At 64.1% G+C, this 10,979-nt stretch carries 11 protein-coding genes; 9 read left to right on the forward strand and 2 right to left on the reverse strand.

What is annotated here, in order from left to right; genetic code table 11:
- The 7 genes from J7E68_RS08730 to J7E68_RS08760 form a co-directional block, all read left to right on the forward strand.
- On the forward strand, positions 1–778 hold a 778-nt coding region (locus J7E68_RS08730; protein WP_251048801.1), incomplete at its 5' end, for an aldo/keto reductase.
- Positions 779–788: 10 nt separating this feature from the next.
- Entirely contained in the window at positions 789–1,634 is an 846-nt protein-coding gene (locus tag J7E68_RS08735) for an aldo/keto reductase (RefSeq protein ID WP_215171772.1), read from the forward strand.
- Positions 1,635–1,671: 37 nt separating this feature from the next.
- Entirely contained in the window at positions 1,672–2,250 is a 579-nt protein-coding gene (locus J7E68_RS08740) for a TetR/AcrR family transcriptional regulator (RefSeq protein WP_215171775.1), read from the forward strand.
- A 90-nt stretch (positions 2,251–2,340) separates the two neighbouring features.
- The gene (locus J7E68_RS08745; RefSeq protein WP_215171776.1) at positions 2,341–3,180 is read left to right on the forward strand and encodes an alpha/beta fold hydrolase; all 840 of its coding nucleotides are present in this window, start codon (positions 2,341–2,343) and stop codon (positions 3,178–3,180) included.
- Positions 3,177–4,334: a serine hydrolase domain-containing protein gene (locus J7E68_RS08750; protein ID WP_215171777.1), complete on the forward strand. Its 1,158-nt coding sequence runs from the start codon at positions 3,177–3,179 to the stop codon at positions 4,332–4,334. The genes J7E68_RS08745 and J7E68_RS08750 overlap by 4 nt, the downstream gene beginning before the upstream one ends.
- Entirely contained in the window at positions 4,331–6,646 is a 2,316-nt protein-coding gene (locus J7E68_RS08755) for a family 78 glycoside hydrolase catalytic domain (protein ID WP_215171778.1), read from the forward strand. Before J7E68_RS08750 ends, J7E68_RS08755 begins: the two co-directional genes overlap by 4 nt.
- Before the next feature lie 131 nt (positions 6,647–6,777).
- On the forward strand, positions 6,778–7,164 hold the full coding sequence (locus tag J7E68_RS08760) for a hypothetical protein (RefSeq protein ID WP_215171779.1): 387 nt from the start codon (positions 6,778–6,780) through the stop codon (positions 7,162–7,164).
- Between the two features lie 133 nt (positions 7,165–7,297).
- On the opposite strand, the gene J7E68_RS08765 is transcribed toward J7E68_RS08760, so the two are convergent.
- Together J7E68_RS08765 and J7E68_RS08770 are read right to left on the reverse strand one after the other, a co-directional pair.
- Positions 7,298–7,975 carry a hypothetical protein gene (locus J7E68_RS08765; protein ID WP_215171780.1) on the reverse strand — a complete coding sequence of 226 codons (678 nt, stop codon included), beginning with the start codon at positions 7,973–7,975 and terminating at the stop codon, positions 7,298–7,300.
- Between the two features lie 28 nt (positions 7,976–8,003).
- Positions 8,004–8,930 carry a helix-turn-helix transcriptional regulator gene (locus J7E68_RS08770; RefSeq protein WP_215171781.1) on the reverse strand — a complete coding sequence of 309 codons (927 nt, stop codon included), beginning with the start codon at positions 8,928–8,930 and terminating at the stop codon, positions 8,004–8,006.
- A gap of 267 nt (positions 8,931–9,197) precedes the next feature.
- On the opposite strand from J7E68_RS08770, the gene J7E68_RS08775 reads away from it, so the two are divergent.
- Both J7E68_RS08775 and J7E68_RS08780 read left to right on the forward strand, forming a co-directional pair.
- Positions 9,198–10,253, forward strand: a complete 1,056-nt coding sequence (locus J7E68_RS08775; RefSeq protein ID WP_215171783.1) for an aldo/keto reductase — start codon at positions 9,198–9,200, stop codon at positions 10,251–10,253.
- Between the two features lie 48 nt (positions 10,254–10,301).
- Positions 10,302–10,940: an NAD(P)H-binding protein gene (locus tag J7E68_RS08780; protein ID WP_215171785.1), complete on the forward strand. Its 639-nt coding sequence runs from the start codon at positions 10,302–10,304 to the stop codon at positions 10,938–10,940.
- Positions 10,941–10,979: the final 39 nt, after the last annotated feature.

Consider the following 10,979-nt stretch of genomic DNA (forward strand, 5'->3'; position numbering starts at 1 on the left):
CACCAAGGTCTCCTTCCCGACGGGCCCGAAGGGTCCAAACGATGTCGGGCTGTCTCGTAAGCACATCATGGAGTCGATAGACGGGTCCCTTCGGCGTCTTGGCACCGACTACATCGACCTTTACCAGGCGCACCGGTGGGACCCGGCCACCCCGCTGGAGGAGACGATGGTGGCGTTCGCCGATATCGTCCGCTCGGGCAAAGTCCTCTACATCGGCGTGAGCGAGTGGACGGCAGACCAGATTCGAGCGGGTGCCGCTCTTGCGAAAGAGCTGCGGATTCCGTTCGTGTCCAATCAGCCGCAGTACTCCGCCCTGTGGCGCATCATCGAACCCGAGGTGATCCCCGCGTCCGTCGAGGTCGGTGTTTCGCAGATCGTCTGGTCCCCGGTGGCGCAGGGCATCCTCAGCGGCAAGTACGCTCCTGGCGCGGCAGTGCCACCGGGGAGCCGCGCGACGGATGAGAAGGGCGGGTCCGAGATGATCAGCCGCTTCTTGCGCGAAGATGTCCTCGAGCGAGTCCAACAGCTGCGCCCTATCGCGGACGAGTTGTCGCTGAGTATGGCCCAACTGGCCGTGGCCTGGGTACTGCAGAATCCGAACGTCGCGGCGGCGATTATCGGAGCATCGCGCCCGGAGCAGGTGCGCGAGAATGCGGCCGCCTCCGGAGTGATACTCGAGCCTGAGGTGCTCGCGCGAATCGACGAGGCACTGGGCTTGGTCATCGAGCGGGACCCTTCCAAGACCGAGCTCGAGTCGCCGGCGGAGCGTCCAGCATGACAAGCGTTCATTGACCCTGCGAGAGGAGATTCCACTGGGCTCGGTCGCGCTGGGGACAGCGGGATTCGCGTTCGGAGGCGTCAGCGACAGGAACTCGGTGGAGACCATCCGGGATGCCGTCAAACGGGGCATCCGCCTCATCGACACGGCCCGCGCGTACACGCGACCCGGGGAGGAATCCACCGCCGAGGCTCTCGTCGCGCGGGCGCTGAGAGGGGCGAGCGGACCCGATGCGCTCGTCGCCACTAAAGGTGGGCACTGGCGGGAGGGTGACCAGTTCCCTGTTGATGGTCGACCGGCGACCTTGCGTGCGCACTGCGAGGCAAGCCTGCGGATTCTTGACCGCGACCAGATCGATCTCTTCTACTTGCATCACGTCGACCCACGCGTCCCACTCGAGGAGAGCGTCGCGGCATTGAGCGAGATGCGGCGTGCGGGTTTGATTCGGCACGTCGGTCTCTCGAATGTCACCGTCGACCAACTGGACCGCGCATCCCGCGTGGCAAAGATCTCTGCCGTGCAGAACAGGCTCTCGCTGGGGCATCCCGACGGTGTGGAGATTGCGTGGGACTGCGCCCGTCGCGGGGTCGTGTTCATGGCGTACTCCCCACTAGGCGGCGCAGGTGCGAAACCGCCGCAGACGGTGAGCGGCATCGCCGCCCGGATAGGCGTGTCGACGGCCCAAGTCCAACTGGCGTGGCTACGTGTGGCCGCGCCGGGCGTTGTCCCCATCATTGGTGCGACGCGGTCGGCGACAGTGCTGGACAGCGTTCGAGCCAGCGAGCTAGAGCTGTCTCGGGCGGATCTCGCAGAGCTTGCGCGCTCCGTGCATCACGCAAAACCACTCACTGAATGACTTTCGGAGTGACGTGGTTGTGCCGTAGCATGACGGCATGTCTGTGCGAGGTCCATACGCGAAGGGGCTCGCCAAGCGCCACGAGATCCTCGATGCAGCGCTTGAGCTGTTCGCTCAAAAGGGCTACGACCGCACCTCGGTGAGGGAGATCGCTCGACAAGCCGGCCTGAGTCAGGCGGGCCTGTTGCATCATTTCAGCACCAAGGAAGATCTGTTCCTCGAAGTGTTGCGCCGCCGCGATGACCGCTCCTCCGATTCGGCTGAGCCGACGCATACACACTCCGTTGATCGCCTAATCCGCGCCGTTGACCGCAACGCCAACGAGCCGGGTCTCGTGCGCCTATTCGTCGCGATGTCGGCGGAGAGCGCGGAGGATGAAAGCGAAGCGAGAGCATTCTTCGCTGCGCGCTACGAATGGCTGCTGGAGCAGATCGCTGAGGATGTCCGTGCGCATCAGGTGGCCGGAGATATCGCGGCGGATCTGGATGCTGACGACGCCGCGTCGCTCCTCGTAGCCGCGGCCGACGGGCTGCAGATCCAGTGGCTCCTCAACCCCGAGAGCGTCGACATGCCTGCGCGCATCCGCACCCTGTGGGATGCGTTGAAGAATCGGTAACCGACGGTCCCTTGCAAAACCATTCAATGACCGTCATTATGGTTCCATTGCACGAGGTGGCGCAGGTGCCACCTGACCGATGGAGGACCGGTGGCCGCGTTGACGCTCTCCCGCCGGTTGTCGGCGGACAATCCGGTTGCGGTCCTTGCGCTGTTTCCCTCTCTCGGCTCGACAGCACACATGTGGGACGGTGCGGTTAAGGCCATCTCATCGCGTACCCCGCTCGACGTTCTGTTCTTCGACCTTCCAGGCCACGGTGGCGCACCCGCAGAGATCGAGGTCAACATCTCCGCACTATCGAGGGACGTAGCTCGGCAGATTGCTGATCTCTCATGCGAGCGTCCGGTGATCGCGGCCGGGGTGTCGATGGGGGGAGCAGTCGCCGTGGAGGTTGCGAGTGTCCCCGCAACGAACATTGCGGCGTTCGCGTCGTTCAACAGCGGGCTGAGGTTCGGCACCGCCGAAGGCTTCGAAGTCATCATCGAGCGGGCGCGGGTTGCGGGAACCGCTGCGTTCGATCTCGAGGCGACGCGCGTCGGGTGGTTCACCCCTAGTTTCAGTTCCGGCGCCGGCCTCACTGTGGTCGACGGCATGCTGAATGACCTCGGTGATATTGACGTGGAGAGTTACGTCGCGTGCTGCGTTGCTCTCGCGGAGTATGACGGCACTTCTGCCGCCGATTCGCTCAACGGTTTGCCAGGGCTCGTGGTCGGCGGCGTGCTCGACCGTGCCACACCCGCGGAGGGCATGCGAGCGCTCGCGGAACGCACCGGTGCACGATATGCGGAGCTGCCGGGAGCTCACCTTGCCGTCGTCGAGGACCCGCTCCGAACCGCGGCCCTTCTGGAGGACCTGATCGCAGCCTGCATGGACAGTGGTGCAGGCCAAGCGTCACCTCAGACACTGACGAACATCGAGGAGATTTCATGACCATCGCCACCGGCCATGTCGCAGATGAGTTCGAGCCCGTACGCCAGCTCTTCGAGGACTTCCTCGTCGCCGAACCTGAGTACAGCGCCCAGCTCGCGGTCTTGCGCAACGGAGAGACTGCGGTCGAGTTGGCTGGCGGTCCCACACTCGCCGCGGACTCCCTCACCGGTGTGTACTCGGTCAGCAAGGGCGTCTCTGCCCTGGTCATCGCGTATCTCATCGAGCGTGGCATGCTCGCCCTCGACCGACGCGTCGCGCACTACTGGCCGGAGTTTGGTACTGCGGGCAAAGAGAACGTCACCGTAGGCGACCTGCTATCGCATCGAGCCGGACTGGCAGCCCTGAATCCCGGCACTTTCGCCTTCGATGAGTTCCTCGAGCACTCCGAGCAGGGCGCAGCTAGACTCGCCACTCAGCCGCCACTCTGGCTGCCTGGCTCCGCGTTCGGCTATCACGCGTTGACCATCGGCATCCTTATGGAGGAACTGGTCCGCCGAGTGACCGGACGTACTCTTCAGGACGTCTACGACACGGAGATCCGGGGACCCCGTGATGCAGAGTTCTACCTCGGCTTCCCCGAAAATCTTGACGACCGCTACGTCCCTCTCTCGCCCCCTGTCCTGACCGAGCAGCAGCAGCGTGAAGCAGCGGCCAGACCACCCATGGATGCTCTGGCCCAGACAGTCTTCACCAACGTTGATGCCCCAGACGACCTCAGCGACCACGGCATCAGCACCAACAACCCCCGAGTGCGAAGGGTAGGTCCCGCTGCCATCGGCGGGGTCGGCTCCGCGCGGGGACTTGCGCGACTCTACGCAGACGCGCTCCCGTCAGCAGGGCGGCCTATCGCTTCGGAGGCGGTATTCCGGGACATGGCCATCCAGCGCTCTTGGGGGCACGACCGGGTGTTGGACGTGACGAACAGCTTCGGTGCGGTCTTCCTGCTTCCGCAGCCGCGGATGCCGTACGCCGGGCTCGGCGCCTTCGGGCACGATGGTGCCGCTGGCGCCCTGGCCTTCGCAGATCCCTCCACGGGAATCTCGTTCGGCTACATCCCGTGGCCCAGGCAGCACCCTGGGGGCGCGGACCATCGCTCTGTCGCGCTGGCTCGTCTCGCACGCGAGTGCGCCCTCGCTGACGAAGCATCAGCATGACTACGGCTCGACCGACACTGACGAAGGACGACATAGTGACCATCTCCCCCGACTCCCTCGATGGCGCAACCTTCATCGGGGCAACTGCGCCGGAAGGCGTTGCCCCGCGCTTCACTCTCGAAGTTGATCTCGAACAGCCACGAACCGCAGTGACCAGTGCGACGCTCTTCGCCACTGCGCACGGGGTGTACGAGGCATCGGTGGACGGTCTGCCAGTCACCGCGTCGGTATTGAATCCTGGCTGGACGTCCTACGAGTGGCGTCTCGCGTGCCAGGAGTACGACGTGTCCGAGGCGATCCAGCACGGTTCCGGAAAGGTGCGTCTCGATCTTCTGCTCGGCAACGGGTGGTACCGCGGACGCCTCGGTTTCGCCGGCGCTGATGCGAACTACGGAGATGAGATCAGCGTGGCCGCGGTGCTGGAAGTCACCTTCGCGGACGGCATCGTCCAGAGGATCGTCACCTCGGACGAGTGGGCGGCGGAAGCCTCCGACATCACACGGAACTCCCTATACAACGGTCAAACGACCGACGCGCGGCTCCGGGCCGGAGGGCAAGCGCTCGACGTTCACACGGTGGACGTGGACCGCGCGACCCTGATGCCGCAGAGTTCCCCGCTGGTCGTTCGAAACGAGACGCTGTCTCCGGTGGAGATTTCAACATCGCCGTCAGGGCGGACGCTGGTGGACTTCGGCCAGAACTTGGTCGGCTGGGTGCGCTTTACGGTCGCGGGCGAACGAGGCACCCGCATCCGCATCCGCCACGCCGAAGTCCTGGAAGACGGCGAGCTCGGCGTCCGTCCGCTGAGGGGAGCCGAGGCAACGGACGAGTTCATCCTGTCGGGCGACGTTGACAGCTTCGAGCCGACCTTCACGTTTCACGGCTTCCGCTACATCGAGGTCGACGGATGGCCCGGTGACCTTGAGCAGGATAACGTCGAGGCCGTCGTCGTCCACTCTGAGATGGAACGGACAGGATACTTCACCTGCTCGGAACCACTCGTGAACCAACTTGTGCACAACTCCGTCTGGGGTCAGAAGGGAAACTTCCTGAGCGTTCCGACGGACTGCCCCCAGCGCGATGAGCGCCTCGGATGGACCGGAGACCTCTCGGCCTACGCTGCATCGGCGAACTTCCAGTTCGACACCGCCGACTTCCTCGACGGATGGCTGCGCGACCTACTGGAAGAGACACGTCACACGGACGGCCAGGTCGTGCCGCTCATCGTCCCCGATGTGCTCAAGTACGCGCACTTCCCGGACGGATTCTCGCTACCCTGGCACCGTGCGACCGCGGTCTGGGGAGATGCGGCAATCTGGGTCCCTCAAGCACTGTGGTGGTCCTACGGCGACGCCGGCCGTCTCGCGGACTACTACCCCGCGATGGTGATGCATCTCGATTCCATCGAGCAGGACGTCTCGGAGACGGGGCTCTGGGACCGTGGAAACCAGCTGGGGGACTGGCTCGACCCGGACGCTCCGCCGGAGGACCCGGCCGCAGCGAAGGCCGATCCTTCCGTCGTCGCGACCGCCTGCCTGTATCGTTCTGCGTCGTTCGCCGCAGACGCGGCCGACGTCCTTGGCCTGGCCGACGATGCGACGCGCTGGCGCGCACTGAGCGAGCGCACGCGGAACGCCTTCGTCGAAAACTATGTCAAGGCCGACGGCATAGTGCTCTCGGACTGCCCCACCGTCTACGCGCCCGCGATCTCATTCGGGGTGCTCGAAGGTGACCTCCGAGATGCAGCAGGGCGCCGCCTGGCCGAACTGGTTCAGGCCTCGGGGTATCGCGTGACGACCGGCTTCGCCGGCACGCCGTTCGTGACCTGGGCGCTGTCGGAGACCGGCCACCTGAACGATGCCTACCGGCTACTGCTCGAGCGGGAGAACCCGTCGTGGATGTATCCGGTCGTGATGGGGGCCACCACCGTCTGGGAGCGGTGGGACTCCATGCTCCCTGACGGAACCATCAACACCGGTGAGATGACGAGCTTCAACCACTATGCACTCGGCGCCGTCGTGGACTGGGTGTACCAGGTGATTGGTGGCATCCGTCCGGCTGAACCGGGGTACGCGTCCGTGCGGATCCAGCCGCAGCCGGGACCGGGCATCGATTGGGCGGAGACTTCATACCGCACTGTCAACGGGCCGGTGTCCTGCGCGTGGCGTGTGGAGGGCGGCCGACTGGTCAGCGATGTCTCGTTGCCGGAGATGACGCCTGCTGAGATCGTGCTTCCGGACGGGAGCCAGTACGAAGTCACGGGAGGATCGCACCAATTCATCGGGTCCTTCGGCCTCGAGGGACACCAGTGACGCGGGTTGGTTCGCGGGACGGCACGCACCTGCGTCACCACGGCACCTACATCGAGCGATAGGAGTTCACGCCGTGAAAGTCACATGCTGATGGGTGCGCGATGTCGGTAGAGGGACTTATCCTCAGGACCATGGCGCAGACGAAAGCTCGACAGCAGACTGTCCTGGGTGAAGGGCTCGCACTTGGGGCGTTGATCCTTGGCTGTCAAAAAGTTCACGGGAACAGGATGGCCCTGGAGTTCGACTTCCGTCGCGCGTGGCGTGCGTGGCCGTACACGCACCTGTTCCCTGCGGTGAAGGTCGGCCCTGCCCAGGACGATCTGTTTGGCATCATGCAGGACTCAGCGGGCCGGCGCAGCACGCGCCCTACCTACTGGGAGGGGGCGTGGCCTTTCACGCCTGTGATGCGCTTCGACTGGACCGCAGACGAGATCGCCGAGCACTTGTCGGAGGAGATCCCCGCGGATGCGTGGCGTGAACTGGTTGAAGCGTGGTTGCAACCACCCGAGGATAGCTGAGCGCTCCACGCATCGGATTGCATATATTCACCTAACGTCGCATACTGGTAGGGAGCAACTCGCACTCGTCTGGGCTTCTGGATTGGTGCTTGGGTTCCTGGTGTGGCTGCGGCAGCCAGGAATTGCTCGACACTTACGAGGATGCCTGCAACTTATGTAGGCATCCTTTGTCGTTGAAGGGCTGCACGAACCGGTCTTCTTCGTGAGTGTGGTGACGACGGACTGCCCACGACGCGACATCGGGCGCCCACAGCAGCGGTTCGTCGCCAGGGGTCGCTGGCGTCACGTACAGAGTCTCCGGAATCTTGCCACTACGACGCAACGCGTTGATGACCTGGTTGTCCGACTTCTGCTGCGACGTGTCGCGTCGACGCTCAAAGACGACGAGCCCCTGAGCGTGCAGGGAGTCACTCTTGCACAGCTGGGTGAGAAGCACTTCGAAGCAGCGCCCACGTGCGGCCTCGGCGTTCTTGTCCGCGGTGGGGATCGGATTCTGAATCGCCACGACCACCGCGCCGGCGCGAGCGACGGCTGCTGCCATCTTGATGATGCGGGCCTGGCCAGCCTCCGACTGGGCCTCATCCGTCGTGTGCCATCGGCCCGGGCCGACAATCGTCCTCAAGCTCTTGCGGATGTCGTCGAGCTTCGCGAGGGGGAAAAGCACTGCGGTGAGAACATAGAAGCTGTTCCCGCCTATCGCCTGCGCCGGGGTCCGGTATGACTCATCGATGAAGGCGGCCATGGTGCCCTTCGCCTGCGCGTACACCGCTTCCAGCGAGTTGGGGGCGGTGGTGGTGGAGGTGTCGGGCATCTGTCCATTCTTGCGTAGGATTCGCGCGCTATTTCTGACCAGACGGGGCGGTGAACGGCGACATCTCACCCAACCGGATTTGTGAGGCCGGCGCCGGCGCTTCTTGGGCCTCGGGGGATTCCTGGGTGCGTGCCCATGAGCCGAGAAGCTTCAGCTTGTCGGCTGTCTCGGAGTTTTCCTCGGCCGTGTACGTCACGATTGTCAGTCCGCTCTCGCCCTGGACCTCGAACGCATCGAACGTTAAGTCCAGGACGCCGACCTGCGGGTGTAGGAACTGCTTCTGGCCGAAGCGATGGGCGTGCACGTCCTGGCGCCCCCAATCCTTCCGAAAGCGCAGGCTGCGGTTTGAAAGTTCGCCGATGAGAGATGTGAGGTCCGCGTTCAACGGATCGCGGCCGGCCTGGAGCCGCAGCATGGCTGCGGTCAGCCGTCGTGCGAGTGGCCAGTCGACATAGAATTCCTCGGCGCGCGGGTCAAGGAAAATGAAGCGCGCCATACTCGGCCTGTCGGACTCGAAGTGCATGGTGTAAAGCGCCCGCCCGAGCAGGTTCGCACCGATGAGGTCCTGCTGAACGTTGTGCACGATGGCGGGGACAGACAGATTGTTCAGCACGCGTTGCACTGAGCTTCGCACCTGGTCGCTCTTCACCTTGCGCGGACGCGCGGTGACAGCAGGAGCGTTGCGTGCAAGGTCGAACAGGTGGGCGCGTTCAATGTCGTCGAGTTGCAGGGCGGTCGCGACCGCGCCGAGTACACCTTCGGACGCCCCACGAATGTTGCCGCGTTCAAGTCGGGTGTAGTAGTCCAAGCTCACTCCAGCGAGCAACGCCACCTCCTCGCGGCGCAGCCCCGGCACTCGGCGTTCGGTTCCGAAGTCGGGGATGCCCGCCTGTGCTGGGGTGATGTTCCCACGCCGGGAGATCAGGAAATCTCTGACTTCGTTCTTGTTGACCACTGCGGCCACCCTTCTATGAGTATGCCCACCGTACGACGATCCGGGCGCCGCGTGGGCGGGGCGTCGGGAGTTCCTGCACGCGGTGCCGTGTGGCGACCTGGACTCCGGATCGTGGCAAGGCCATCCGCCACGGCTGTGTGACGTTGTGTGACCAGGTGCCTCTTGCACCCGAGATGGTGGATGGCCCGGCGGGTGTCTTCTTCGGTAATGCTGACAGGGTCTGATGGTGCCTCCCAGATCCGTTCATCGTCGGCATACGTTCGGTGCATGGTTGAGTACAGGCAGTTGGGAAACAGCGGGTTGCGCGTGTCGACGTTGACCCTCGGGACGATGGGCTTTGGCGGGACCGGATTCGCGACCAACGTCGGAAAGATCGACGTCGCCGGGGCACGGCGACAGATCGAGATCGCGCGTGATTCCGGTGTGAACCTATTCGACACTGCTGACGTCTATTCGGCGGGCGTCTCCGAGGAGATTCTTGGGGAGGCGCTCGGGGGATCACGTGACGATGTCTTCGTGGCCACGAAGGTGCGTCTGCCGATGGGGGACGGGCCGAACGACGCCGGGCTGTCGCGGTTCCACATCATTCGCAGTGCGGAGGCCAGTCTGCGCCGTTTGAAGACGGACCACATCGATCTCTATCAGGTGCACGAGTGGGACGGGCTCACGCCGCTGGAGGAGACGCTCTCGGCGCTCGACGATCTCGTGCATTCGGGCAAGGTGCGCTACATCGGCGCGTCGAACTTCGCTGCCTGGCATCTGATGAAGTCGCTGTGGACAGCAGATCGGCACGGGCTCACGCCGTTCGTCAGCACACAGGTCAACTATTCTGTGCAGACCCGTGACATCGAGTATGAGATCGTCCCGACCGCTGTTGACCAGGGCCTCGGCATCCTGGTGTGGAGTCCTTTGGCTGGTGGGCTGCTCTCCGGAAAGTACCGTCGCGGAGTTGACGCTCCCGCCGGTAGCCGCCACGTCGAAGGGTGGGGGGAGCCGCCCGTGTACGACGTGGACAAGCTGTACGACATCGTCGAAGAACTGTTCGCGGTCGCAGACAATCATGGTGCTACCCCGGCGCAGGTCGCGCTTGCCTACTTGCTGGCGAAGCCGGCGGTGACTTCTCTCGTTATCGGCGCGCGCACGGAAGAGCAGCTGCAGAGCAACCTCGCAGCCGCGGACCTTCAGCTCGAGCCGAGCGAGTTCGAACGCCTCGATACGGTCAGCGCCTTCAACCTGCCCTATCCCTTCTGGCATCACCTGAACGCGGCCGACCGTCTCAGTCGAGCCGATCTGACGCTCTTGGCGCGGTACATCAAGAAGTGACACGTACCTGGACCGCTGTGACCGAACGACTCTGATTAGGAGACATCTATGACGAACATCGCCATCATCGGAGCGAACGGACGCTCCGCTCGCGAGATCATCCCGCGACTGAGCGCACTGGCCTACACGCACCTGACGCTCTTCCTGCGGCACGCAGATCAGCTGAAAGACTTCGATACGACCGACGCACGTATCGTCGAAGGCGATGCGCACGACCCGGGGTCACTGGATGTAACGGTGGCGAACCAGGACGTCGTCGTTATCGCGCTCGGCGGGACAGACCTCGACGTCACCACGCGCCTGGTCGTCGAGGCGGCTCAGCGTGCAGGCGTTACTCGTATCATCGCCATCAACGCCGGCGGAATCTACGACGAGCTACCGGAGCCGTTCAATGCGTGGGATGACGAACGCGCCGGTCACACCCGACCGACGAACCTGCGGGCGGCCGAGGCCATTGAGCAGTCCGGGCTCCAGTACACGGTGCTTCGTCCGGTATGGCTAACGAACAAGAGTGTCACCGCGGTGGAGCTCACCCAGAAGGGCGAGGTGTTCAAGGGCACGGAGACGTCTCGTGCAAGCCTTGGCCAATTCATCGCAGACATCGTCGCGGACGGCACCCACATCAACGAGAACATTGGAATCACACAACCGGGCACGGATGGCGACAAGCCAGCGCCGTACCGGTGACCTCGGAAGGACCATGGCATGACGCTGCGATCCCTCATC

The organism is Microbacterium sp. ISL-103 (genome assembly GCF_018613995.1).
Classification (GTDB): domain Bacteria; phylum Actinomycetota; class Actinomycetes; order Actinomycetales; family Microbacteriaceae; genus Microbacterium.

What these genes read in the sequence shown, in the direction of transcription:
- J7E68_RS08775 (WP_215171783.1), top strand. Translation starts at nt 9,198, where the DNA reads ATGGTTGAGTACAGGCAGTTGGGAAACAGCGGGTTGCGCGTGTCGACG.
- J7E68_RS08760 (WP_215171779.1), top strand. Translation starts at nt 6,778, where the DNA reads ATGGCGCAGACGAAAGCTCGACAGCAGACTGTCCTGGGTGAAGGGCTC.
- J7E68_RS08780 (WP_215171785.1), top strand. Translation starts at nt 10,302, where the DNA reads ATGACGAACATCGCCATCATCGGAGCGAACGGACGCTCCGCTCGCGAG.
- J7E68_RS08750 (WP_215171777.1), top strand. Translation starts at nt 3,177, where the DNA reads ATGACCATCGCCACCGGCCATGTCGCAGATGAGTTCGAGCCCGTACGC.
- J7E68_RS08765 (WP_215171780.1), bottom strand. Translation starts at nt 7,975, where the DNA reads ATGCCCGACACCTCCACCACCACCGCCCCCAACTCGCTGGAAGCGGTG.
- J7E68_RS08740 (WP_215171775.1), top strand. Translation starts at nt 1,672, where the DNA reads ATGTCTGTGCGAGGTCCATACGCGAAGGGGCTCGCCAAGCGCCACGAG.
- J7E68_RS08755 (WP_215171778.1), top strand. Translation starts at nt 4,331, where the DNA reads ATGACTACGGCTCGACCGACACTGACGAAGGACGACATAGTGACCATC.